We start from the raw sequence: 23,989 nt of genomic DNA on the forward strand, positions 1-23,989 counted from the left end.
AAGAAGTGGAACATTTTAGGACTGGAGTACGTTTCAAGGTGGGGGGGATTTTTGTGTTAAAACGTTTTACGATGATTCTTATGAGCTGTATGTTTATTTTGGGTACGTGGATGATTGTAAAACCTGAGAAAGCTTATGCCTGTTCTTGTGCGATGCCTGCTTCTGTGAGTGACGAGATGGACCGGAAAACGGCAATATTTTCTGGGAAAGTCTTGAGTGTGGTTAATCCTGAACAAAAGGAAATTATGTCTAGCGCAGATCCCGTTACGATCACATTTGAAGTGGATACCGTGTGGAAGGGTCAATTAGAGGAGAACACAATCGTGCAAACGGCTGAAAGCTCAGCAAGTTGTGGTTATGATGGATTTGCTGAGAGCTCGGAATACATTGTGTATGCTTATGGGGAGCCAGATAAGCTAGAAACGGGTATGTGTGAAAGAACAAAGCTATTAGACGATGCTAGTGAAGATCTAACAGCACTCGGTAAAGGATATGCACCTAACAAGACGACAGGGAGTCAAGGAAGCTCGGAACCAAGTGAAACAGACGGTTCAAGCGGCACTCCAGTCGCTGGGGATAACAGCAATTCAATCGTGAGTTCTGAAAGTTCATACATCATTCCGCTAGTGGGCCTTGTTATTATTATAGCTTTTGTGTTCATGTTATTTACCTTCAGAAGAAGGAAGTCATAACAATTCTCGAAAAGGTTATGTTTTTACATTGACAGTAAATGTAAATCCTGATAATCTCGTGGTAAGAACATAAAGGCAATGTAACCTTCGGGTTCAACCTCGCTGAGAAGTGAGGTTGGGCCCTTTTTTGCATTTCCTAAAATCAGAGGAGGATTCTTATGTCGAGGAAAGATTTGTTGCTTCAGAGGCTCGATGAAATTGGCTTGTCGCTCGAACGAAATGGTGGAGCTCATTTATTGTTAGGGCTAGGTTCTGTTGGCGTAGAGATGGATAGGATTGATGAGTACTCAGATTTGGATTTCTATGTCATTGTGATGCCGGGTCAGAAATCACGATATTTGGATCAGTTGGATTGGCTTGAGGAGGTGCATCCTTTAGCTTATTCTTTTAGAAATGCGAGTGTAGGTTATAAAATTTTATTCGAGGATGGCATTTACGGGGAATATGCGATATTCGAGGAAAGTGAGATGGCGAGTAGCTCGTATTCAGAAGGTAGAATCGTATGGAAGGAACCCTCATACACGAATGTGGGTATTTCGAAATCATCGAAACAGGAACCTAGCTTAAGAAAGGCTTCCTTGGAACATCCTCTGAATGAAGCTTTAACAAATCTATATGTGGGACTTGGTCGTTATGCTAGGGGAGAAAAGTTATCTGGGATGCGTTTTGTGCAAGGGTATGCAGTGGACAGTATCCTATCTGTGCTCCACCTTCTGGAGCAAGAGGTGGAATACTTTCCAGATCAATTCGGGAATGAGAGGCGATTAGAGAAGAGGCATCCACAGTTTGCAGAGAGAATTGGAGATATGCTTCAGGGATACGATCATGTTCCCGAATCTGCGCTTTGTATTTTGAACTACTTGGAAGACGTTTATCCTGTAAATAAAAGACTAAGTGACGAGATACGGACCTTGGTTAATCAATTCCAGTAGTCGAAATTTGATTTCCCCGGAAATGTGGCCTTGTTCGGACTGACTAATAAGGCCACATTTCCTTAACACAACTACATGCGATGGACAGAGTATTTGTATGTTTCAATTCCCTTAGCTTTATTTTGCTTACAGCTTCAAAGTGGCAAGTCTTCTTGCTCGATTTCGGCTAGCTCGTCAATCGTTCTCTCGAAACCAGGAGCCAGATGAGTGAGGAACCATTCGACCTCAGGCATGTCCAGCTTTCTTAGCTTTTCTTCGCTTTGGCGACGTGCGGTTGCGAATTCACGATTTCCTGCTGACATTTCACTTATGCATTTCAAATAAGCATCGAGTAGATCGGCAGCTTTCAATATTTTATCCAACTCAGGATTTACAGGTTTGCGATTCAGTAATGGGCGATAGCTTTCTCTAAGCTCTAAAGGTACGGTCGCCAGTAGTCGTTCGGCAGCAAGAGCCTCAATTTCGCGGAAATTAGCTAAAATATGTGGATTATGATGTTTGACGGGTGTCGGAATATCTCCCGTAAACACTTCTGTGGCATCATGGAATAAAGCATAGGTAACTACTTCATCCGGATTGATATCGCGCTTGAATATTTCCCGTGCAATACTACCTAGAGCATGGGCGATGAGTGCGACATGATACGAGTGCTCTGCAACATTTTCCGGAGTGGTGCTCCGCATAAGACTCCATCGTTCGATATATTGTAACCGATACAAGTATGCTAAATAATGATTTGCCATGAATAGGACTCCTTTTCTCTCACCGCTTGCCTATATGATATTATATAATGGATAAGGAACAACGAACAGAGAGGGGATTTAGCATTCATGATATCAGCATTTGAACAGAGCATGTACAAACTTATAGTAGAAACCTCTACTAATCTTCCCGCGGATGTACGCCGTACAATAGCCGCTGCACGTGAGGCGGAAGATCGCGCTACACGCGCTGGACTATCCCTATCCACTATAGCCTTGAATATCGAGATGGCGGAGAGTAACGTTTCCCCCATTTGCCAAGATACCGGTATGCCGACTTTCGTCGTACATACTCCTGTAGGTGCTAATCAAATCATTATGAAACAAGAGATTAAGAATGCAATTGCTAGAGCGACCAAAGATGGCAAGCTCCGGACGAATTCAGTAGATTCTTTGACAGGGTCCAACACGGGCGACAATCTTGGGCCTGGAACACCGGTCATTCACTTTGAGCAGTGGGAACGTGATGAAATCGATGTTCGTTTAATTCTCAAGGGCGGTGGATGTGAAAATAAAAACATTCAATATAGCTTGCCATGTGAGATTGAAGGCTTAGGTAAAGCGGGTCGAGATCTCGATGGAATCCGCAAATGCGTTCTTCATTCGGTATATCAAGCCCAAGGACAAGGCTGTAGTGCAGGCTTCATTGGTGTTGGAATCGGCGGAGACAGAACGACAGGTTATGAGCTGGCTAAACAGCAGCTGTTCCGCCAGGTTGAAGATGTTAATCCCATTCCGGAGCTTCAGCAGCTTGAGGAATATATTTTGGATAAGGCGAATCAGCTTGGCATTGGCACAATGGGATTCGGTGGTAATGTGACGCTTCTCGGTTGTAAAGTGGGCGTTAATAATCGCTTGCCAGCTAGCTTCTTTGTTTCTGTTGCTTACAATTGCTGGGCATACCGTCGTCAAGGTGTGTTATTAGATGGTTCCACGCACGAGATTGAAAGCTGGATTTATGAGGGTGGCTCAGCAGTTTCAATGGCGGAAGCCGCAGTAGATTCATCTGAAGAAGCTGCTGAAGTTGCCAAGCCTAAAGAAATTGTTCTTCAAATGCCATTGTCAGAGGAAGACGTTCGTGCATTGAAGGTTGGAGACGTCGTTATCCTTAATGGTGAAATGCATACCGGACGTGATGCTCTTCATAAGCATTTGATGGACCACGATGCTCCGATTGATTTGAATGGCGGGGTTATCTACCATTGCGGACCAGTTATGCTTAAAGATGATGCGGGCTGGCATGTTAAAGGAGCAGGACCAACAACAAGCATCCGTGAAGAGCCTTACCAAGGTGACATTATGAAAAAGTTCGGTCTTCGTGCAGTTATCGGTAAAGGTGGCATGGGTCCGAAAACACTTGCTGCTCTGCAAGAACATGGCGGCGTCTATTTGAATGCAGTAGGTGGAGCAGCCCAATACTATGCGGAGTGCATCAAGAACGTTAATGGAGTGGACTTCTCGGAGTTCGGAATTCCGGAAGCGATGTGGCATTTGCAGGTTGAAGGCTTTGCGGCGATTGTAACGATGGATTCGCATGGTAACAGCTTGCATGCCGACGTAGATAAGGATTCCAAAGAAAAGCTTGCGCAGTTCAAAGATCCTGTATTTGTATAGAACTAAAGGAGCCATTATCCATCCATGTCTAAATTCCGCTTAAAATTAACTGGCCTGTTCATGATAATGATTGGTATTTCCGTGCTTGCTGCCGGATTATTGATGGGCAATTCCTATCAGAAAAATCATCAAGAAGCTTTACGTGATCATATGATTCGGGAATTGCATGTCTTGAACGCTGCGGCACCTTGGCCACATATGGATGATGAAGCTGAGCAAAGCTCATATTTACAAAGGCAAGCGAAACGATTTAATGAAATCGCAGGCATGCGAGTGACCTATATTAATTTAGATGGCCGGGTCATGGGAGACTCCGATCATGATCCAGCGACGATGGACAATCATCATGATCGCAAGGAAATACAGCAAGCACTTCTTGAAGGTACGGGAAGTAGTATTCGTCATAGTGATACTTTGATGCAAAATATGATGTATGTGGCGATTAAGGTAAACTCGGAGACGAATGATGCGAAGCAAGGCATCATTCGATTAGCCATGAGTTTAGGTGATATTGAGAGTAGCTTGAACAATATGTGGCTCGCCTTAATATTCGGGTTATTCCTGTTGTTCGCAGTTGCTGGAGTTGTGAGTTATCGCGTTGCGCTTAGTGTTACTCGTCCGTTGGAGCGAATGACGTCTGCTGCTAAAAGGATGGCCAACATGGATTATGCCATTCGTGTTCCTGAAGGCGGCAGGGACGAAATGGGCGAGCTTGCACGCGCACTTAATGCAATGGCTGGGAGCCTTCAAGAGCAGCTGGATGAAATTCGTCAAAATGGGACAAGGCTACAAAGTGTCGTGGATAATATCTTAAGTGGAGTTGTTATGATTTCCCACGATGGAATTATTACTTTGTACAATCGCGAGGCAGAGCAGTTGCTCGGAAGTACTGTTCGAGAGCGAGTTGGGCGGAGCTATACGGAAATTCGTCAGCATTTCGAGCTCGTCGCGCTTATACGGGAAGCTATAAATAATCCAGTATCCGTTCATGAAGAGCTAACGGTTTATTATCCAGAAGAGCGTCTACTCGAAATCAACATTGTTCCAATGACAATGAGTGGGGAAGATGAGCTCGGAATACTGCTTGTTCTTCAGGACGTGTCTGCTATTCGCCGATTAGAGCGAATGCGGAGTGAGTTCGTCGCCAACGTGTCGCATGAGCTCAAGACGCCGGTTGCTGCTGTCAAAGGCTTTGCAGAAACATTGTTGGCAGGAGCCATGAATGATCCTGAAACGGCGAAATCCTTCCTTACGATTATCCAAGACGAGAGTGATCGGTTAAATCGTTTGATTGGAGATATTCTAGAGTTATCCAAAATTGAATCAAGACGCTCGCCCCTACAATTCACGCCTATTGATTTGCCGATGTTCTTGGGGCGGATGACGGAATTGCTATCTGCTGAAGCAGCCAAAAAAGAAATTTTATTGGACGTTCAGGTGGATGAAGGTTTATTCCTTGAAGCGGATGAGGATCGTCTTGGTCAAATATTGATGAATCTCATTCAAAACGGGATTAATTATACCCCTGAAGGTGGTAAGGTCAAAGTTCGAGCGGAAATCATTGAGGCGGATGATGATGAGGAAGAACTTGTGAGGATTATCGTATCCGATACGGGGATTGGTATTCCGAAGAAAGATATTCCACGGGTGTTCGAGCGGTTCTATCGAGTGGATAAGGCTCGTTCACGTAGTTCAGGCGGTACAGGTTTAGGATTGTCTATTGTTAAACATTTGACCGAGCTGCATCATGGGACAATCAGAGTAGAAAGCACGGTAGGCGTAGGTTCGCAGTTTATTTTGGAGTTACCGCTGCTGCAGCCGTAAGGTGTGAATTGACGATTTTACGCTGCGTTAACAATTACATGATGTTGCGTTTACAGTGGTATGATAAAACTAACAAGAAGAGCCAAATAGGCAGGACTGTCTGCTAGACCGGAGGAACTCATGTCATGTCGGACAAAGTACTGATTATCGAAGATGAACCGACACTTGCTCGTCTCGTAACATATAATCTCTCACAAGAGGGGTATGAGACGGAAGTTGTGGGGAACGGTGCGGAAGGACTTCATAAGGCGATCCATGATCATTACGCCATTATTTTTCTGGATTTGATGCTGCCTGGTATGAATGGATTTGAAGTACTGCAAAAGCTGCGTCAAAATGGAGTCAAAACGCCTGTCATAATTCTGACTGCGAGAAATGCAGAGGAAGAAGTGGTGCAGGGGCTTAAGCTCGGTGCAGACGATTATATTACAAAGCCTTTCGGGGTGGCAGAATTGCTTGCCCGAACATCTGCTGTTCTCAGGCGGTCGCGCAATGAAGAGAGTATGCCTTCTAAAGCTTCAGCTGGAGATAAAGTCATTACAATCGGTGATCTTCAGATTTTCCCTGACAAATATGAGGTGTTTTCCAACGGGCAATGGATCACGTTACGCCCTAAGGAGTTTGAGGTGCTACTCTATTTAGCGGAAAGACCGGGGATTGTGATCACTCGGGATGATCTGATGAACGTCGTATGGGGCTTCGATTATATTGGGGGCCAACGTACGGTAGATGTACATGTTAGCTCACTTCGTAAGAAGCTTGAGCTTAACCAACAAACGGTACAAATCGACTCGATTCGCGGAGTCGGCTACAAGTTATTCATTAACCGTAAGACAAGCTCACCTAGCCGATAGGACTTATAACAGCTCACCCAGCAAATTGTTGGGTGAGCTGTTGTTTGTGTAGTGATATATTGCGAGGGCAGTGAACTGGCGAACCCAGTGACCCCGGCGAGCTCGGCAAACCCAGCGTACCCAGCGTACCCAGCGTACCCAGCGTACCCAGCGTACCCAGCGTACCCAGCAGACCCAGCAGACCCAGCAGACCCAGCAGACCCAGCAGACCCAGCAGACCCAGCAGATCCAGCAGACCCAGCAGGCCCAGCAGACCCAGCAGACCCAGCGTACTGGCGGACGAACCCGGTGAACTGTCGAATCCAGCGTGCTCAGCGAACTGACGGAACCTATTCGATGAAGAAGTCCGATTGGTTTACTTGATATCTTACAATTCTTGATGTGCCAGTTTGAAGAGGCGTCATTAATCCTTTGAGTACTAGGGAACGGAGGTGCTTTGCAGCGGTTTTCCTATGTATTCCTAAAGTAGTAGAAGTGAGTGAAGGGGTTAAAGGTTGTTCTATCATGCAGCCCAATCTATAGATTGTTTTCTCGATTGAAGATGTTTGGATGCTCTGTATAGGTTGAGACCCGCTTAATTTCCCGAGAAGTTGTTGTATGATTTGTTGGCAGCGACGCGGCTTTTCCATAATATCATCAAATGAAAACCGTAGAACGATCCAACCATCAATGACAAGATGATTTTGACGCATGAGGTGATCTGCGAACTGTGAGCGGTTTACATCACGCCAATGTGTTCCATAGCTATCGATTTCAATACAGATTCTATAGCCCTCGGTAATAAAGGCAAAATCGAGGTATCTCCATCCATCTTTGAAATCTTTGACTTCAAATTCAGCATGCAAACTTGTGAAATGACCAAAGGATGGCCACCACACATTTGAAATAAACATTTTCTCAGCATGATTGGATACTTCCGTTAATCTTCTCTTACGTTCACCTTTACTCGATTTCCTCTGATTGTCCATCCATGCTGTATATGACGTTTCGAAACCCTCATTACCTCTAACTGATTCATATGCATTCATTAACTGTTCCACCTTATCAATAGGATAAAATACAAAAGCCGCCCAATCCGGAATTGCTTCCAGAGAGAGCGGCGTGTGCTTCACGACCGATGATTAATTTGTTTATATGGAGAAATTAGCATAGTTTTTCGAGAATTACAAGAAAAAAATTGAAAAAAAACCAGTATTACAGATTTATTGTGCTTGGTGAAGGCCAAAAAAGTGCCTTGGCGGAGCGAGAAGTTGAGTTTGTTGGGAGCGAAGGCCAAAAAAGTGCCTTGGCGGAGCGGGAAGTTGAGTTTGGCGGGAGCGAAGGCCAAAAAAGTGCCTTGGCGGAGCGGGAAGTTGAGTTTGTTGGGAGCGAAGGCCAAAAAAGTGCCTTGTCGGAGCGGGAAGTTGGGTTTGGCGGGAGCGAAGGCCAAAAAAGTGCCTTGGCGGAGCGGGAAGTTGGGTTTGGCGGGAGCGAAGGCCAAAAAAGTGCCTTGGCGGAGCGGGAAGTTGGTTTGTGCGGAAGCGAAGGCCAAAAAAGTGCCTTGGCGGAGCGGGAAGTTGAGTTTGTTGGGAGCGAAGGCCAAAAAAGTGCCTTGGCGGAGCGGGAAGTTAAGTTTGTTGGGAGCGAAGGCCAAAAAAGTGCCTTGGAGGAGCGGGAAGTTGAGTTTGTTGGGAGCGAAGGCCAAAAAAGTGCCTTGGCGGAGAGGAAGTTGAGTTTGTTGGGAGCGGAGGCTAAAAAAGTGCCTCCGCCTTCGCGCGTAGCTGCTACCGCGTCAGAGAGAGGGGGAGTTGGCTTCCCTCTCCTTAATTGCGTCCCCAGGCAAGCATCTTGCGTTGGAATTCTTTTGGCGAGCAGCCATTGAAGCGTTTGAACATTTTGTAGAAGTGGGCCATGTTCGCCATACCGATCTGGTCGCCGATTTCGGTGACGCTCATGTCACGGGTGAGTAGGAGCTGCTCCGCTCGTTTGATTTTGCGAAAATTAACATATTCTGTAAAGGAAAGACCCATAATTTTTTTGAAAAATTTTACGAAGTAGTAGTAGCTCATGTTGGCAAGCCCGCATGCATCCTCTACCGTAATCCGATCTTCAATATGAGACTCGACAAAGTCTAATACTGGCTTAAGTCGAATTCGTTCTACTCGATCTTGGTCGGCTAACAAACCGCGGTTGTCGTTACGAATAAGAATGAGCAGCAGCTTCTTAATCAGCATATTAACTGCTAGCTCGTAACCGCTTTCCTTATTAATAGCTTCTTGATGAATTTCACGAATGCATTCTGAAGCCGCATCACGGGCTTCCATGTTCTCACGAAAAATATAGTTCATAGCGCTGAGAGGTACTTTAGTTTCATTAAAATATTGCAGATAAGGAATAGTGCTTTGATCGAAGTAAGTTTTGAGATCAAATTGTAGAACGATATAGTTTAATAGGCCGCCTGGGTTATGATCACGATGTAGCTGCGAGTTGCCAAGAATAACGATATCTCCAGCTTGCATCGAGTAAGTCTCATCGCTAAGATCTACATTTAGCTGTCCGCTCTGAACAAGTAGCAATTCGCACTCGGGGTGATAGTGCCAACCAATATTACTACCTGAGCCACCTCGCGTCGTCTGCCAGATTTTCAGAGACAGCAGCGGATTCTCGTACTCAATCATTTCTCTGACTGCTTGCATGGGTGGACCCCCCTTAGCTAAGAACCTATGTTAATAATTTCTCAAATGAATGACAAAATCGCATACTATCCTTGCACCTGAGCGAATGGGAATTCTGACAAAGTATGATAAACTTAATTGTAGAATGAATACTGAAAACCTGCAAGGAGGACAAGCATTTTGGCAAATGTTAATGTAGGAATGATCGGATGTGGCGGGATTGCAATGGGTAAACATTTACCAGCACTCGCCAAAATCCAAGAAGCGCAAGTGGTAGCTTTCTTCGATGTAGCACCAGACCGAGCACATGACGCCAAAAATAAATTCGGCACTCATGATGCTAGGGTTTACCACGATGTATATGATCTATTGCGTGACCAGGATGTTCATGTCGTTCATGTTTGTACGCCTAATGATACTCATGCCGAAATCTCTATTGCTGCGCTCGAAGCAGGTAAACATGTACTCTGTGAAAAACCAATGGCCAAGACGGCAGACGATGCCCGACGTATGCTTGAAGCATCCGAAAGAACGGGGAAAAAGCTGAGTATTGCTTATCAGAACCGATTCCGTGCGGATAGTCGCTGGCTTCATCAAGCTTGTCGTGCAGGTGATTTGGGTGAAATCTATATCGCCAAAGCTCATGCGGTTCGTCGTCGTGCAGTTCCGACATGGGGTGTGTTTCTTGATTTGGAGAAGCAAGGCGGAGGTCCACTGATCGACATCGGTACTCATGCGTTGGATTTAGCTCTTTGGATGATGGATAACTACGAGCCGAGAACGGTTCTTGGAACGTCATACCGCAAACTTGCGGAGCAAGGAAGCCAAGCGAATTTGTGGGGACCATGGGATCCATCCAATTTCACCGTCGAGGACTCTGCATTTGCCATGATTACAATGAAGAGTGGGGCAACGGTGTGGTTAGAGTCCAGCTGGGCACTTAACACGCTGGATGTAGATGAGGCTAAAGTATCTTTATGCGGGACGAAAGCAGGCGCAGATATGAAGAGGGGCTTGCGTATGAATGGCGAAGAGCATGGTCGCCTATATACACAGGAAATCCAAATGTCTGGTGATTTTGGCGGAAGTCCACCTACGGATGATGCAGCAGAGCAGGAAGCTCGCGCTTGGATTGAAGCGATCTTGCATGATCGGGAGCCTGTCGTTACAGCCAAGCAAGCTTTAGTTGTTCAAGAAATCCTAGAAGCGATATACGAATCTGCAAACAAAGGGCAAGCCATAAGCTTCGTATAATTGTAGTAAATTGTTCGTATATTTGGAGTTAGTAAATGGATACGTTTTCATGTAAAATAGATAAGGAACTTTAATGAACGCGTGTACATGTCACGTGTGTCCAGTAATCATATGATCCCATGGAAAGGTTTGGTGGATAACAAGTGAAATCAGGAGTATTTATCGTATTGTTTAGCCAGCAATCATTCGAAGAGGCATTGGATACCGCAAAAGCGGCAGGGCTGCAGTCCGTAGAAATAGGAACAGGTGCTTTTCCTGGAACAGCGCATGTCAATGCGAAGGAAATAGTGAACGACGATGCTGCAATCCGTCGTATTCGCGATGCAGTTGATTCTCGTGGTTTATCCATTAGTGCACTAAGCTGTCACGGTAATCCGCTTCACCCAGATGCTGCAGTAGCTAAGTCAGATCATGATGACTTCGTGGCTACTGTACAATTGGCGGAGAAGCTTGGTGTAGATACTGTTATCACTTTCTCAGGCTGCCCTGGAGAGTCTCCAAACTCCAAGTACCCATCCTGGGTAACCTGCCCATGGCCACCTGATTTCATTACCGTGCTAGAATGGCAATGGAATGAAATCGCGATTCCTTATTGGAAGGAACAATCTGCATTCCTTCGAAAGCATAACGTTAGAGTTGCGATTGAAGCGCATCCTGGCTTCCTCGTCTACAATACGGAAACAGCATTGCGCCTTCGCGAAGAAGCTGGAGACAATATCGGAGTGAACTTCGATCCGTCCCACTTGTTCTGGCAAGGTATGGATCCGATCGAGTGCGTTAAAGCACTTGGTAAGACCATTTATCATGTTCATGCGAAGGATACGAAGATCGACAAACGTAATACGGCTATTAACGGTGTTCTCGATAATAAGAATTATGGCGATATTCTAAATCGTTCATGGGTATTCCGTACGGTTGGCTATGGCCATGATGACGAGTTCTGGAAAGATCTTGTAAGTACGCTTCGTCTTGTAGGCTATGATGGAACGATCAGCATAGAGCATGAGGATGGCTTAATGAGCGTTAATGAAGGTTTTACTAAAGCTGCTAACTTCCTCAACTCCCTCATATTGAAGGAGAGCGCGGGTGAAATGTGGTGGGCTTAAGTAATAAAAAGGTAAATGTTGGTATGGTTGGGTACAAGTTTATGGGTAAAGCTCACAGCCATGCATATAAAGATGTAGGCATGTTTTTCGATCTGGATGCGGATGTCGTTATGAAGGCAATATGTGGTCGTGACGAGAATGGCGTCAAGGAAGCGGCGGATAAGTTTGGTTGGGAATCATATGAAACCGACTGGCGGAAAATGATCGCACGCGAAGATATCGATTTCGTAGATATCAATGCCCCAAGTGATGCTCATAAAGAGATTGCTCTCGCCGCTATCGCTGCAGGAAAACATGTTTTCTGTGAAAAGCCGTTAGCACTGAGTTTGGCTGACGGTCGAGAAATGCTGGCTGCTGCCGAGAAAGCAGGAGTTAAGCATGCGGTCTGTTTTAACTACCGCTTCTTACCCGCAGTACAATTAGCCAAACAAATTATTGATGAAGGCCGATTAGGTGAAATTCATCATTATCGTGCCACTTACTTACAGGATTGGTTAGTTGATCCGAATACGCCGCTTGCTTGGCGACTGAAGAAAGAAGTTGCAGGCTCGGGCGCACATGGTGATATCAATGCACACAGTATTGACCTTGCACGGTTCTTAATCGGGGAATTTGATCGTGTAGTTGGACATAACCGCACGTTCGTTAAGGAGCGTCCATTGGCCACACATTCGTCGGGACTGTCAGGCTCCGGATCAGCGACGGAGAAGGGGGAGGTTTCAGTTGATGATGCAACGGGCTTCCTTGCGGATTTCAAGAATGGGGCAATGGGGATGTTCATCGCTTCCCGATTCGCTGCTGGTCGCAAAAACCATAACACTTTCGAAATCCACGGCAGTAAAGGCTCGATTCGCTGGGATCTAGAGAAGCTTAACGAGCTAGAAGTATACTTCCGCGAGGACGAGCCTAATTTGGCGGGCTTCCGTCGTATCCTTGCTACGGAGCCGACACACAAGTATGCCGGAAACTGGTGGCCAACGGGTCATATTATCGGCTACGAGCATGCTTTCGTTCACATTATTTATGAATTTATTCAGCATATGACGACTGACTCTCCCTTCACGCCAACGTTCCTCGACGGTGTGAAATGCCAAGAGGTGCTTGAAGCGGTTGACTTGTCAATCGAACGGGGCGCTTGGGTAAATGTTGACGAAGTTTAGCTTAGTAACAAAAAAGTAATATCTCAAGGGTGCTGTATTTGAAGGTCTACGTAGACTTTCTGATACAACACCCTTTTTTCGATTCGGAGCCTTAAGCAACTTTGTTTGCAGCATTTTCGTCTTAATTGTAATCCATATTTCAGAAATGAGGACAGGATGTGGCGAAGCAAAGAGTACTTATCATAGGTGGAGCACTCATGCTCATTGTTGTTATTGTATTCATTGCGACGAAAGACAAATCGGTATGAATATGGATTCAAATTATCGTATAACGATAGTTATGGTATAGCAGTTGGGAGAGTCGTATTTTACCGTATAGCTTTAAATCACCGAAGTTAATAGGGGATAACTGGCTGATGAGCGGTGGGTTTTCTTATGTGGATCTAACCCAATTATTTGCTAGCTGATCATCCATTAGAGAGAAGGCATAATTGTGAAAATAAAAAGACGTCCAGCAATTATCGTGCTAGTCGCCGCAATAGCCCTAAGCATAATCGTGCTTGTAGGTGTAAATGTAGTAAAGAATACAATAAGTATATTTAACCTCAGTCAATTTCAAAGCTTTACTGTAACGATTTCTAATGAATCCGATTATGATATTGTTTCAGTGGAGACGGGGATTATTAATGGGACCTCCAAAGATACTCGCCTAGAGAAAATAAAGAGCGGTAATAAGAAGAAAATCAAGCCGAATTTAAGTTTAAGTGGTGAGGGTGCAATTTATATGGAATATACGGATTCAAGAGGAAGCACCACACAGAAAACAGTATGCGGCTACACAGAATATTTGTCGGGAAATTCTAAAGTAACCATACATAATAGTAAAGTCACCGTAAAAGAAAATTGTATGTGACTAGAGCAACAAATGCGGAATATCGAACCTCTTTCTGATTTTTGGAAAGAGGTTTGTTGTTGTCGCGGTAAACATCTTCAAAGTTTACATTGCATTAATAAATGTCGAACAAATAGATAACATAAATTTGGTATTTTCAATAGAGTAATATATTTCCTATTTTATATAGAACGAGGTGCTCCTATGGTAAGCGTTCCTGTTCTAAGTAGGCCCGGCATTGATCTTCCTCAGGAAGTCAAGAAGACGGAATCCCCGTTTTCACGTCATGTAGGTCATTTAATAACGGATATCTTCCAACCTATAGTCGTCAAAGATTGGATGAAGAGCTGTCCGGTCATTACTCCGAATCAGCAAAGTGATGAGCTATTAAAACGATTTCGCGAAAAAAACGAGCTCGAATGTATTGTCGTATGCGATGAACAACATCGTCCATTAGGGTTAATTATGAAAAGTCGGTTTTTTAGATTAGTGGGCTCCTTGTATGGGGCATCCTTATTCGGACACAAGCCTGCTTCAAATTTGATGGATTCGCAGCCCTTATGCGCGGAAATCACGATTGACCCGCAGGAGCTCATTGACCGTGCTTTATCTCGTGCAGAAGAAACTTTCTACGATGCTGTTCTTCTAACGGATAACGGAAAGTTCGTGGGTGTTCTCACTATGAATGACCTATTAAATGTGTCCCGGTTACTGCAACGTGAAGCTGTGAACCGTCAAATACGCACCATTCGAGATACGGAGAACATGATTACGAATATGCATGAATCGATTGCGAATGTGACGGATGCAACGAAAGAAACGCAATCTTGCAGCGAACGAATTGCTGAAATTACGGATCAAGGCAGAGATGAACTGGGAGATATGCTGCGTCTATTTACGCTTTGGTCTTCTAATGCATCTAAGCAAGAGGAAGCCGTTCTTCAGTTAAAGGAACGTACTACAGCAGTAGATGGAATTAGTCGGTTAATTTCTGATCTGGCGGAACAATGTAATCTGTTAGCCGTGAACGCGACGATTGAAGCCGCTAGAGCAGGAGAGCAAGGGAAAGGCTTCGGTGTCGTTGCCAATGAAATTCGTATCCTTGCGGATCAAACGAAGCGATCAACGACTCAAATCTCCAGCTTGATCAAATCGATGGCAGAAGCGGTGAATGGCGCAGTTAACCTTGTAGGAGAAGGCAAGAAGGGAGCGGACAAGGGATTCTCCCAAGTGAAGAAGACAGAGGATACTTTTGCACAGCTATGGAGTTCATCTGAACTTAATCATGATGCAACGTCGAGACTCATGGACGCTTCCCGCGAAGCCAAGGATATATCGGATGAGGTCCGGAAGGAGTTTCATAAGCTCGTCAATCAAATGGGCTAATATTTAACATTTTGATAATAAATCTAGAACAGCTGCTTTACAAAAGAATAATATACTCAGTTTAGGAAGAAGAATTTACCACAATTAGAAGGGTGATCATAATCGATGTTGCTAAAAAAAGCGTCTATTGTTTCTGTGTTAGCGTTAGCAGTTGGAGTTTCTGCCGTGGGTGCGGCATCCGCAGCAACCGTAACGAAAGCGAGCGCTGTACAGGTTTCAGATTCGACTTACATCGTCAATGGAATATCGGTTAACCTCAAAACATTTTTTGAAAAAAACAAAACGATTGTATCTGTTCGGGACTTAGGAGTTAGCCTGGGTGCAAGTTTTCAAGTGACTAAGGATACGATTCAATTGAAGTTGAACAGTCACACGGTTGAACTTAAGCTAAACAGTAATGTGATCAACGTTGACGGAGCTGAGCAACAATTGACGGTTCCAGTTAAGAGTGTTGCAGGCACTACATATGTGGAATTAAAAGCAAGCGTCGAGGCATTAGGTGCACATTTTGCTAAGGATGCGTCTGGCACAACTTGGATTGATGCGAACTTACTTGCTAATGTAGATCAAATCCAATGGGTAGATGCGACTAGATTCATAGCGTCTCAAGAAAATGAATCAGGCCGTGCAGACTTTCTAGTCGATGCTCAAACGGGTAAATATAAGCAGCTTCGGATTTCGGAAGGCGCATCAGAGTTGGTTGTTGCTCCAAATGGAGAAAAAGCAGCTTACACTAGCGCTAGCGGAGAAATCTATGTCATTAGCTTCGGTGCTTATAATGCAGCTCAAGTAAGCGAAGATAACAGCATCAAAACAGAATTAGTCTGGTCGGCAGATAGCTCTAGCATTTATTTCCTACAAGGAGATAAAGGTAGCGTAATCGCTAAGCTGGATCCGAGAACTAAAGGGATTACAAAAATCGTTGACGATAAAGTGGATTACAAAGCAAATCTTGAAGTATCTACGGACGGGAAGTCGTTCACTTATACGGTTACGAAGCCAGGAGCAGTTGTTGCAGATAGCTCGAAGCCGGTAGAAAGCGACGATGTTGCAATAGACATGAAGGGTACGGAGCCACAAATCTACCTATTCACAGTTGATCCTTCCGTTAAGGACAATAAGGCTGTTAAGCTGACGTCAACTGCGGATGATAAAGTGTTCATTCATGCTTCCCCGGATACATCGAGTGTTTCATACGTGAGCATTAGCAATGATGATGACGCTAAATCCATTCTTAACACTGTGGGTAAAGACGCTGTTGTCAAAACGTTGTTCAAAGAGAAGGACGTTTATCAAGCTACTCTTTCCGGCGGAAAATGGTATTTGTTAACGGAAGGTAGCGGGACGAATAACTTCGTCTACTCCCTTGATCCAGCAACAGGAGCTGCTGTACAACTGTACACATTATCCGATAGTGTAACTGAAATTGTGGTTAAAGAAGGCGCACCTTTCGCTGTTATTAACAACGGTCGCGTATTCCTAGATATTAACGGTCATTGGAAGCCAACATCCCTATAAGAGATTTGAGAGGAGAAATAAGTATGAAATTATTCAAAACATTATCAGTGGCAGCTATGGCGATCGCACTAGTTGCAACTTCCATTACAGGATCCACGGCAAGTGCTGCAAGCTCTCTAAAGGGTAAAATTGTCGTAAACGGATCATCCGCACTTCTTCCATTAACGCTACAAGCAGCCAATGAATTTAAGAAGCTGAACCCGAAGGTAAAAATTTCAGCCTCAGCTGCTGGTTCCATTACGGGTCCTCAATCTGTACGTAAAGGGATTGCGGACATCGGCGCAGTAGATTGGGACGCTTCCCAGGATGTACCAGGCTTCAAAAAATTCGATGGTCAAGTGGCACACAAAGTAGCGGTTATTCCTTTCGCGGCTGTCGTAAACAAGAATGTAACTGCCGACAACTTAACTACAAAGCAACTGCAAGACATTTTCTCCGGTAAAGTGAAGAACTGGAAAGATGTTGGCGGCGAGGATGCGGATATTATCGTTGTCAACCGTGCATTTGGCTCGGGTACTCGTGTTAACTTTCAAATGAAGGCTTTACAAGGCACGGACTTCATTAGCAAAGGCGACAATTACAAAGAAGTAAAATCAAGCGGTGACATGAAAACAGCTGTTGAAACAACACCGAATGCGATCGGATATATGGATCTGGTCTATGTAACGAGCAAGATGAAAGCTGTAAAAATCAACAACATCGCACCAACAGAAGCGAATGTGATTAACGGAACTTATAAAGTATGGGGCTATGGATACTACATGACTAAAGGCGAGCCGGATGGTGCGGTTAAAGCGTTCATCGAGTATATCCAAAGCAGTAAGTTTCAAAATGGTTCATTGAAAAAGCTGAAATTCATCCCGATTTCTGCAATTAAGTAAGCAAACGGACTCCAATAACAAAACATGGGGAAGAAACCAGCATAGCGAATACCACGCGAAGCTGGTTTCTTCATGGGAGGAATAATACCCTTATGCAACTGGAAACTTCAGTTCAAAGTCTGAAAATGGGTACAGAGGAAAGTGAGCTCGGAGGCAGTATCAAAGCCGGCTCGGGAAGAATGCTTGATCGTAAAAACAGACTTTTGTTTTACAACCGTTCTTTCAAAATCGCATGTATCGCCAGTGCTTCATTTGTCTGCCTTGTATTGTTTAGCATCCTCTTCTTTATGTTCCGTACGGGGGTATTAACATTCAGGGATGTTCCGATGGCGACCTTCTTCTTTTCCACGGATTGGTCACCTGAGAATGAGAGCTACGGCGCTTTCGTGTTTATCTTTGGCACGTTTGCTCTTACCCTTCTGACTCTATTAATCTCTGTACCGCTATCCATTATTATCGCAGTGTTTATGGCTGAAGTCGCTCCGAAGTGGATGAGAAACCTACTACGTCCTGTACTTGACCTGCTTGTCGGAATTCCTTCGGTCGTATACGGATTCCTTGGATTAACGATCTTGATTCCATTACTTAGGAATATTACGGGTACGAATATGGGAGACGGAATATTAGCAGCAGCTATCGTTCTGACGATAATGGTACTCCCGACGATAAGCCGAATCAGTGATGATGCGATTAGCGTAGTCCCGAGAAAATATAGGGATGCTTCCTATGCGCTTGGGGCGACCAGATTCCAGACCATATTCAAGGTAACGATACCAGCAGCCCGTAGTGGAATTATGTATGGAGTTATCCTAGGCATGGCTCGTGCGATAGGTGAGACGATGGCCGTTGTTATGGTTATTGGGAATACACCGCAATTAGCAGATGCCCTATTCAAACCGACATCGGTATTAACGAGTAACATCGTTATGCAAATATCGAACGTTCCATTCGATTCAACTTGGAATAACGCGCTTTATATGATGGGCTTCCTATTACTTGTGATTTCACTCCTTATGATCGTGCTCGTACGCTTGCTACAACAGAAAGGAGCACATCGATGAAATCGGCTACTACTGGAACCCGAGGAATGTTCACCTCGGATAGAGGAATGAATAACTTCAACAATAGGATGTTTACCTTCTTCGTATGGGGCATATCGGCTTGTATTATTTTATTTATTTGTGCGTTGCTTTATTTAATCCTGCAAAAAGGATTGCCTAGCCTCACCTGGGATTTCATTATGGGATTGCCGAGCGAGATGGAAGAAGGAGGGGGAATCGGACCCGCATTATTCAACTCCTTCTATATGTTACTGATCTCTCTTCTGATCGCGGTACCTTTAGGGATGATGGCAGGGATCTATTTGGCTGAATTTGCACCGGAAAATAAAGTGATCAGCTTCGTAAGAATTTGTGTAGAAGGCTTAGCATCCGTGCCATCGATTATTTTCGGTTTGTTCGGAATCGCCTTGTTCGTCGAAATGTTCCAGGTCGGTCTTACGATTATTGGGGGAGCTGTAAGCTTAGCCTTCCTTAATCTGCCCGTTATGACTCGTGTGACGGAAGAAGCCATCCGGGCTGTTCCTCAAGATATGAAGCAGGCTTCATTCGCGTTAGGAGCGACTCATCTGCAGACGATTCGCCGTGCGTTAATTCCTACTGCTGTAAGTGGAATTGTAACAGGAATTTGTTTGGTAGCGGGACGTGCATTCGGGGAAAGTGCTGTTATTATTCTTACCGCCGGTGTTACAACCTCCGGTGAAATGTGGGATTTCAATCTGCTATCGCCAGGTGAAACCCTAGCCGTACATCTGTGGTACGTACAATCAGAAGCTATAGTGCCGGATGCGGTATCGATATCGGATAAGTCGGCCGCTGTTCTCGTATTTATTATTCTGATGTTTAATATTCTGTTCCGCATTCCTCTGTGGATCAAGGAACGTAAAAGTCGTTAATCACATCCTCTTGTGAAACAAAATGAAGAAAGAATGCTGCAGCGAGCTATCCTCGTTGTGGTATTTTTCTGTTTTCTGTTATGAAAATTAACAGATAGCTTGATATTTTACACTGCGTTAACAAAAGTAGAACATTGGTTTAACATCAACCTTCTACAATATGAACTGTAAGCAAAAAAAAACGAGGCTTGGAAGGGGATCTACAAAAATGAAGAAGATGTTATTAACTACGATGGTGTTGGTACTCGCGTTTGCTCTGGCCGCGTGCGGTCAAAAAAATAATGATGGGAATAATGCTTCAAGCGGTGCACCAAGTGGAGGCGCAGCAGCTGAATTGAAAGGTTCAATTCTGGCATCTGGCTCATCCGCATTGCTACCACTTGTTGAACAGGCTTCTAAGAAATTCATGGATAGTAACAAAGGTGTTTCCATTCAAGTACAAGCTGGCGGAAGCGGAACAGGCTTAACTCAAGTATCTGAAGGACAATCAGATATCGGCAACTCCGATGTATTCGCGGAAGAGAAGCTGGATGCAGATAAAGCAGCTGCACTTGTTGATCACCAGGTAGCGGTTGTTGGAATGGCAGCAGTTGTTAACCCAGATGTCACAATTGATAATCTTACAAAACAACAATTAGTTGATATTTTCACAGGCAAAGTTACGAACTGGAAAGACTTTGGTGGCGGCGATCAAAAAATTCAAATCATTAACCGTCCATCCAGCTCCGGTACTCGTGCAACTTTCGAAAAATATGCACTAGGTGAAAAATCGGTAGATTTGCCAGGTGCGATTCAAGAGGATTCATCCGGTACGGTTAGGAAGCTTGTTGGCGAAACACCAGGAGCGATTGGCTACTTGGCACTGTCTTACCTAGACGATTCCGTCAAAACTGTGAAATACGAAGGTGTAGATGCAAGCGTAGATAATGTTGCTAACGGAACCTATCCAGTATGGGCATATGAGCACATGTATACAAAAGGTGAGCCTAACGAAGTATCTAAAGCATTCCTTGAGTTCATGTTGAGCGATGAAGTTCAAAATGGAGACGTTGTTGAGCTTGGATACATCCCAGCTAGTAAAATGGAAGTTAAGCGTGACGTTAACGGCAATATTACAAAATAATTAGGTTCCATATCCTACGCCAATCGAGAGGCAGAAACCTTGCCTCTTGATTGACTGTGTAAAGGGAGAGAGTTATGGCACAGTCGCTAGAACGCCAAAAAGCAAAGCCGCATCTGGTCGAGGAATGGGTAGGTAAGATATATACCCTTATCTGTATTTTGTTCCTCATTATTACTATCGTTTCCCTTGTCTATTTTGTTGCTTCTAAAGGGCTCAGTACCTTTTTCGTAAATCACGTTAACGTGGCCGATCTATTAACAGGGTTGAAATGGTCTCCTGACGGAGAGCCAGCACTTTATGGGGCGTTGCCTTTCATATTTGGTTCATTTAGTACTTCTTTACTAGCTGCGCTGATTGCAGCTCCGCTTAGTTTTTGTGCAGCAGTATTTATGATCGAAATTGCTCCCAAATTCGGACGCAAATTTTTACAGCCAGTCATTGAATTGCTGGCAGGTATTCCTTCTGTTGTGTATGGGTTTGTGGGCTTAAGTGTTATTGTTCCCTTTTTCCGAGATGTATTTCCCGGTCAAGGAGTCGGTATCGCAGCCGGAGCCCTCGTTCTATCGATTATGATTCTCCCTACGATTACGACAATAGCTACCGACGCGTTAGCCGCACTACCTAAAGGTCTGAAAGAAGGATCTTATGCGTTAGGTGCAACTCGTTGGCAGACCATATATCGAATTGTCCTACCTACTACACTGCCTGCACTAATGACAGGTATTGTACTCGGTATTGCACGTGCATTCGGTGAAGCATTAGCCGTGCAAATGGTTATCGGTAATGCACCTCATATTCCACGGTCCCTGTTCGAATCGGCTTCAACCTTGACAAGTGCGATTACGTTGAACATGGGGAACACGGCTACGGGAACGGTGGCCAATAATGCACTATGGTCTCTAGCTCTTATTCTCATGCTGATGACGTTCGTCTTTGTCTTCATTGTACGTTGGCTGGAAGGGAGATCGAAAATATGAAAGCAAAAACGGCGGATAAATTGGCAACCTCGATCATCGTCGCTGTCGCAGCCTTTATTGTCTTAATATTAGCAGGTTTGCTTGGTTACATTCTCTTCAGGGGATTAGGACATATCAGCTTCGATTTTCTTACTTCTGCTCCGGAGACTATCCGCAAGGGTGGGGGAATCGGGCCGCAGTTATTTAACTCGATCTTCCTACTTGTCTTGACCATGATCATTACGATCCCGATTGGCTTAGGCGCTGGGATTTACATGAGCGAGTATGCTCCACCGAATCGGATAACGAATTCCATTCGATTAATCGTTGAGGTGTTATCATCCGTTCCTTCCATTATTGTGGGTTTATTCGGACTTCTTATCCTCGTTAATATGTTTGGACTTGGCTTCTCGTTATTCTCAGGTGCTCTAGCGCTTACTGTATTTAACCTTCCTTTGATGGTTCGAATTACGGAGCAAGCCCTCAAGGGTGTTCCTCGGGAACAGAAGGAAGCAAGCCTTGCATTAGGACTTTCCAAGTGGAAAACAATTACATCAGTCATGCTGCCGATCGCTCTACCGGTCATACTTACAGGTACGATTCTTGCTGCAGGACGGGTTTTCGGCGAAGCAGCTGCGCTCTTATTCACAGCTGGGATGAGCTCTCCGCGGCTTGATTTTACGGATTGGAATCCATTCAGCCCCTTCTCACCATTAAATCCGTTCCGCCCAGCGGAAACGTTAGCCGTTCATATTTGGAAAATCAACTCGGAAGGGTTGGCGCCGGACGCAGCACAAATTGCTGCAGGAGCATCAGCAGTTCTCGTCATTACCGTGTTGCTATTTAATTTTGCGGCGAGATGGCTTGGTCGTTATATGCATCGTAAATTTACTGCAATCAAATAGGGGGAATATCACGTGCAACCTATCGCAATGTCTGCTAAAGACCTGAGTGTTTCGTACGGCGATAGCCCAGCCGTTAGGAAGGTTTCACTCGATTTTGCTGCTAAGCAGGTAACAGCCTTAATTGGTCCTTCTGGTTGTGGGAAATCTACTTTCCTACGGAGTCTGAATCGAATGAACGATCTCATACCTAACTGTGTAGTTACGGGAGAAATCTGGATCCGGGATCAGGATGTGAACAGTCCGTCGACAGACGTTGTATCACTGCGTCAGAAAATCGGTATGGTCTGGCAACGCCCGAATCCTTTTCATAAATCGATATATGAGAATATTGCGTTTGGCCCGCGTTATCATGGAGTAAAAAATAAGAAGAAGCTAGATGAGATCGTCGAGGAGTCCTTAAAGAAGGCTGCGCTATGGGAAGAGACCAAAGATCGACTCCATAACTCGGCACTAGCGCTCTCCGGCGGACAGCAGCAACGCTTATGCATTGCCAGGTCGATTGCTGTTAAGCCAGAACTTATCCTTATGGATGAGCCCGCTTCGGCATTAGATCCCGTCTCCACCTCTAAGATTGAGGAACTGATCGCAGAGCTGAAGCAAGATTATTGTATCGTCATCGTAACTCATAACATGCATCAAGCCGCTCGCGTCTCCGATAAGACAGCATTTTTCCTTAACGGAGAAGTTGTTGAGCATGACTTAACCCATAACATTTTTACCAACCCGCAAAAACCGGCGACGAACGATTACATCACAGGGCGGTTCGGATAATAACAAGACATTCATTAGAAGAGGGAGATATGGCCATGAACTCCATTATCGAGATCAATGATTTGGACTTATTTTATGGAGAATTTCACGCGTTAAAGCATGTGAGTATGGAAATTCCACAGAAGGCGATAACGGCGTTCATTGGTCCTTCAGGATGCGGAAAGTCTACATTGTTAAGAACGTTTAACCGGATGAATGATATGATCCCTGGCACACGTATTGAAGGAACTGTAGCGATAGCCGGAACGGATATTTATTCTAACGAAGTTGATGTTGAAACCTTGCGTAAACGTGTAGGAATGGTTTTCCAGCAGCCCAACCCGTTTCCCAAATCGATCTATGATAACATTGCTTATGGCCCTCGCTTACATGGAATTTCCGATCGCAAGAAGCTGGATGAAATCGTAGAAACAAGTCTCCGCTCTGCGGCCTTGTGGAATGAAGTGAAGGATCACCTGAAGCGTTCCGCATTCAGTATTTCGGGTGGACAGCAGCAACGCTTGTGTATTGCTCGCGCCTTAGCCGTTGAGCCTGATATTTTACTTATGGACGAGGCGACATCTGCACTTGATCCGATTTCTACATTGAAAATTGAAGAGCTGGCACAAGAGCTTAAAGATCGTTACACGATTGTTATGGTCACGCACAATATGCATCAAGCCGCTCGGGTATCTCAACAAACCGTCTTCTTCCTTAACGGAGAAGTCGTAGAATATTCGGAGACGGAGCAGTTGTTCTCCAATCCGACTGACCAGCGTACAGAAGATTACATTAGTGGACGGTTCGGTTGATTCCGGGGGAGGATGAATAGA

At 44.7% G+C, this 23,989-nt stretch carries 24 protein-coding genes; 21 read left to right on the forward strand and 3 right to left on the reverse strand.

What is annotated here, in order from left to right; genetic code table 11:
- Nucleotides 1-53 precede the first annotated feature (53 nt).
- Nucleotides 54-692: a hypothetical protein gene (locus M1K58_RS16535; RefSeq protein ID WP_256759958.1), complete on the forward strand. Its 639-nt coding sequence runs from the start codon at nucleotides 54-56 to the stop codon at nucleotides 690-692.
- A 158-nt stretch (nucleotides 693-850) separates the two neighbouring features.
- The gene (locus M1K58_RS16540; RefSeq protein WP_256759959.1) at nucleotides 851-1,624 is read left to right on the forward strand and encodes a hypothetical protein; all 774 of its coding nucleotides are present in this window, start codon (nucleotides 851-853) and stop codon (nucleotides 1,622-1,624) included.
- Nucleotides 1,625-1,758: 134 nt separating this feature from the next.
- Here the strand turns inward: M1K58_RS16540 and yfbR are convergent, their stop codons facing one another.
- Entirely contained in the window at nucleotides 1,759-2,367 is a 609-nt protein-coding gene (yfbR, locus tag M1K58_RS16545; RefSeq protein ID WP_256759960.1) for a 5'-deoxynucleotidase, read from the reverse strand.
- Nucleotides 2,368-2,454: 87 nt separating this feature from the next.
- On the opposite strand from yfbR, the gene M1K58_RS16550 reads away from it, so the two are divergent.
- The 4 genes from M1K58_RS16550 (at nucleotide 2,455) to M1K58_RS16565 (ending at nucleotide 7,040) form a co-directional block, all read left to right on the forward strand.
- Nucleotides 2,455-3,999, forward strand: a complete 1,545-nt coding sequence (locus tag M1K58_RS16550; RefSeq protein ID WP_306220486.1) for a fumarate hydratase — start codon at nucleotides 2,455-2,457, stop codon at nucleotides 3,997-3,999.
- Nucleotides 4,000-4,023: 24 nt separating this feature from the next.
- Nucleotides 4,024-5,823: a two-component system histidine kinase PnpS gene (gene pnpS / locus M1K58_RS16555; protein ID WP_256759961.1), complete on the forward strand. Its 1,800-nt coding sequence runs from the start codon at nucleotides 4,024-4,026 to the stop codon at nucleotides 5,821-5,823.
- A gap of 125 nt (nucleotides 5,824-5,948) precedes the next feature.
- Nucleotides 5,949-6,677, forward strand: a complete 729-nt coding sequence (locus tag M1K58_RS16560; RefSeq protein ID WP_256759962.1) for a response regulator transcription factor — start codon at nucleotides 5,949-5,951, stop codon at nucleotides 6,675-6,677.
- A gap of 87 nt (nucleotides 6,678-6,764) precedes the next feature.
- Nucleotides 6,765-7,040 (forward strand): hypothetical protein, encoded by a 276-nt coding sequence (locus M1K58_RS16565; RefSeq protein ID WP_256759963.1) that lies wholly within the window; start codon nucleotides 6,765-6,767, stop codon nucleotides 7,038-7,040.
- Here the strand turns inward: M1K58_RS16565 and M1K58_RS16570 are convergent.
- Complete coding sequence (locus M1K58_RS16570; RefSeq protein WP_256759964.1) at nucleotides 7,007-7,705, reverse strand: DNA-binding response regulator; 699 nt, start codon at nucleotides 7,703-7,705, stop codon at nucleotides 7,007-7,009. The genes M1K58_RS16565 and M1K58_RS16570 overlap by 34 nt on opposite strands.
- A gap of 149 nt (nucleotides 7,706-7,854) precedes the next feature.
- Here M1K58_RS16570 and M1K58_RS16575 point away from each other — a divergent pair, with 149 nt between their 5' ends.
- Nucleotides 7,855-8,538, forward strand: coding sequence for a hypothetical protein (locus M1K58_RS16575; protein WP_256759965.1), 684 nt, complete (start codon nucleotides 7,855-7,857; stop codon nucleotides 8,536-8,538).
- On the opposite strand, the gene M1K58_RS16580 is transcribed toward M1K58_RS16575, so the two are convergent.
- Nucleotides 8,480-9,352 carry an AraC family transcriptional regulator gene (locus M1K58_RS16580; protein ID WP_256759966.1) on the reverse strand — a complete coding sequence of 291 codons (873 nt, stop codon included), beginning with the start codon at nucleotides 9,350-9,352 and terminating at the stop codon, nucleotides 8,480-8,482. The two genes, M1K58_RS16575 and M1K58_RS16580, sit on opposite strands and share 59 nt — an antisense overlap.
- A gap of 180 nt (nucleotides 9,353-9,532) precedes the next feature.
- On the opposite strand from M1K58_RS16580, the gene M1K58_RS16585 reads away from it, so the two are divergent.
- The 14 genes from M1K58_RS16585 (at nucleotide 9,533) to pstB (M1K58_RS16650) (ending at nucleotide 23,968) form a co-directional block, all read left to right on the forward strand.
- Entirely contained in the window at nucleotides 9,533-10,585 is a 1,053-nt protein-coding gene (locus tag M1K58_RS16585; protein ID WP_372339182.1) for a Gfo/Idh/MocA family protein, read from the forward strand.
- A 143-nt stretch (nucleotides 10,586-10,728) separates the two neighbouring features.
- The gene (locus tag M1K58_RS16590) at nucleotides 10,729-11,691 is read left to right on the forward strand and encodes a sugar phosphate isomerase/epimerase family protein (protein ID WP_256759968.1); all 963 of its coding nucleotides are present in this window, start codon (nucleotides 10,729-10,731) and stop codon (nucleotides 11,689-11,691) included.
- A 23-nt stretch (nucleotides 11,692-11,714) separates the two neighbouring features.
- The gene (locus M1K58_RS16595; protein ID WP_256760321.1) at nucleotides 11,715-12,851 is read left to right on the forward strand and encodes a Gfo/Idh/MocA family protein; all 1,137 of its coding nucleotides are present in this window, start codon (nucleotides 11,715-11,717) and stop codon (nucleotides 12,849-12,851) included.
- 433 nt (nucleotides 12,852-13,284) lie between these two features.
- Entirely contained in the window at nucleotides 13,285-13,704 is a 420-nt protein-coding gene (locus M1K58_RS16600) for a hypothetical protein (protein ID WP_256759969.1), read from the forward strand.
- A gap of 183 nt (nucleotides 13,705-13,887) precedes the next feature.
- On the forward strand, nucleotides 13,888-15,069 hold the full coding sequence (locus tag M1K58_RS16605; RefSeq protein WP_256759970.1) for a methyl-accepting chemotaxis protein: 1,182 nt from the start codon (nucleotides 13,888-13,890) through the stop codon (nucleotides 15,067-15,069).
- Between the two features lie 105 nt (nucleotides 15,070-15,174).
- Entirely contained in the window at nucleotides 15,175-16,587 is a 1,413-nt protein-coding gene (locus M1K58_RS16610) for a stalk domain-containing protein (protein ID WP_256759971.1), read from the forward strand.
- 23 nt (nucleotides 16,588-16,610) lie between these two features.
- Entirely contained in the window at nucleotides 16,611-17,468 is an 858-nt protein-coding gene (locus M1K58_RS16615; RefSeq protein WP_256759972.1) for a phosphate ABC transporter substrate-binding protein, read from the forward strand.
- Between the two features lie 92 nt (nucleotides 17,469-17,560).
- Nucleotides 17,561-18,529, forward strand: coding sequence for a phosphate ABC transporter permease subunit PstC (pstC, locus tag M1K58_RS16620; RefSeq protein ID WP_372339177.1), 969 nt, complete (start codon nucleotides 17,561-17,563; stop codon nucleotides 18,527-18,529).
- The gene (gene pstA, locus M1K58_RS16625; protein WP_372339178.1) at nucleotides 18,526-19,422 is read left to right on the forward strand and encodes a phosphate ABC transporter permease PstA; all 897 of its coding nucleotides are present in this window, start codon (nucleotides 18,526-18,528) and stop codon (nucleotides 19,420-19,422) included. The genes pstC (M1K58_RS16620) and pstA (M1K58_RS16625) overlap by 4 nt, the downstream gene beginning before the upstream one ends.
- Before the next feature lie 208 nt (nucleotides 19,423-19,630).
- Nucleotides 19,631-20,545 (forward strand): phosphate ABC transporter substrate-binding protein PstS family protein, encoded by a 915-nt coding sequence (locus M1K58_RS16630; protein ID WP_256759973.1) that lies wholly within the window; start codon nucleotides 19,631-19,633, stop codon nucleotides 20,543-20,545.
- 74 nt (nucleotides 20,546-20,619) lie between these two features.
- Complete coding sequence (gene pstC / locus M1K58_RS16635) at nucleotides 20,620-21,522, forward strand: phosphate ABC transporter permease subunit PstC (RefSeq protein ID WP_256759974.1); 903 nt, start codon at nucleotides 20,620-20,622, stop codon at nucleotides 21,520-21,522.
- On the forward strand, nucleotides 21,519-22,406 hold the full coding sequence (pstA, locus tag M1K58_RS16640) for a phosphate ABC transporter permease PstA (protein WP_256759975.1): 888 nt from the start codon (nucleotides 21,519-21,521) through the stop codon (nucleotides 22,404-22,406). Before pstC (M1K58_RS16635) ends, pstA (M1K58_RS16640) begins: the two co-directional genes overlap by 4 nt.
- A 27-nt stretch (nucleotides 22,407-22,433) precedes the next feature.
- Nucleotides 22,434-23,177, forward strand: coding sequence for a phosphate ABC transporter ATP-binding protein PstB (gene pstB / locus M1K58_RS16645; protein ID WP_256760324.1), 744 nt, complete (start codon nucleotides 22,434-22,436; stop codon nucleotides 23,175-23,177).
- Nucleotides 23,178-23,212: 35 nt separating this feature from the next.
- Nucleotides 23,213-23,968 (forward strand): phosphate ABC transporter ATP-binding protein PstB, encoded by a 756-nt coding sequence (gene pstB, locus M1K58_RS16650; RefSeq protein WP_256759976.1) that lies wholly within the window; start codon nucleotides 23,213-23,215, stop codon nucleotides 23,966-23,968.
- Nucleotides 23,969-23,989: the final 21 nt, after the last annotated feature.

The organism is Cohnella sp. WQ 127256 (assembly GCF_024519285.1).
In the GTDB taxonomy this organism is placed as follows: domain Bacteria; phylum Bacillota; class Bacilli; order Paenibacillales; family Paenibacillaceae; genus Cohnella.

Bases quoted from the DNA above. Each gene is read 5' to 3' on its own strand.
- M1K58_RS16595 (WP_256760321.1), top strand. From the start codon at position 11,715: ATGGTTGGGTACAAGTTTATGGGTAAAGCTCACAGCCATGCATATAAA.
- M1K58_RS16580 (WP_256759966.1), bottom strand. From the start codon at position 9,352: ATGCAAGCAGTCAGAGAAATGATTGAGTACGAGAATCCGCTGCTGTCT.
- M1K58_RS16585 (WP_372339182.1), top strand. From the start codon at position 9,533: ATGATCGGATGTGGCGGGATTGCAATGGGTAAACATTTACCAGCACTC.
- M1K58_RS16550 (WP_306220486.1), top strand. From the start codon at position 2,455: ATGATATCAGCATTTGAACAGAGCATGTACAAACTTATAGTAGAAACC.
- M1K58_RS16570 (WP_256759964.1), bottom strand. From the start codon at position 7,705: ATGAATGCATATGAATCAGTTAGAGGTAATGAGGGTTTCGAAACGTCA.
- M1K58_RS16615 (WP_256759972.1), top strand. From the start codon at position 16,611: ATGAAATTATTCAAAACATTATCAGTGGCAGCTATGGCGATCGCACTA.
- M1K58_RS16605 (WP_256759970.1), top strand. From the start codon at position 13,888: ATGGTAAGCGTTCCTGTTCTAAGTAGGCCCGGCATTGATCTTCCTCAG.
- M1K58_RS16560 (WP_256759962.1), top strand. From the start codon at position 5,949: ATGTCGGACAAAGTACTGATTATCGAAGATGAACCGACACTTGCTCGT.
- pstC (WP_372339177.1), top strand. From the start codon at position 17,561: ATGCAACTGGAAACTTCAGTTCAAAGTCTGAAAATGGGTACAGAGGAA.
- pstC (WP_256759974.1), top strand. From the start codon at position 20,620: ATGGCACAGTCGCTAGAACGCCAAAAAGCAAAGCCGCATCTGGTCGAG.
- M1K58_RS16630 (WP_256759973.1), top strand. From the start codon at position 19,631: ATGAAGAAGATGTTATTAACTACGATGGTGTTGGTACTCGCGTTTGCT.
- pstB (WP_256759976.1), top strand. From the start codon at position 23,213: ATGAACTCCATTATCGAGATCAATGATTTGGACTTATTTTATGGAGAA.
- yfbR (WP_256759960.1), bottom strand. From the start codon at position 2,367: ATGGCAAATCATTATTTAGCATACTTGTATCGGTTACAATATATCGAA.
- pstA (WP_256759975.1), top strand. From the start codon at position 21,519: ATGAAAGCAAAAACGGCGGATAAATTGGCAACCTCGATCATCGTCGCT.
- pstB (WP_256760324.1), top strand. From the start codon at position 22,434: ATGTCTGCTAAAGACCTGAGTGTTTCGTACGGCGATAGCCCAGCCGTT.
- pnpS (WP_256759961.1), top strand. From the start codon at position 4,024: ATGTCTAAATTCCGCTTAAAATTAACTGGCCTGTTCATGATAATGATT.
- M1K58_RS16610 (WP_256759971.1), top strand. From the start codon at position 15,175: ATGTTGCTAAAAAAAGCGTCTATTGTTTCTGTGTTAGCGTTAGCAGTT.
- M1K58_RS16540 (WP_256759959.1), top strand. From the start codon at position 851: ATGTCGAGGAAAGATTTGTTGCTTCAGAGGCTCGATGAAATTGGCTTG.
- pstA (WP_372339178.1), top strand. From the start codon at position 18,526: ATGAAATCGGCTACTACTGGAACCCGAGGAATGTTCACCTCGGATAGA.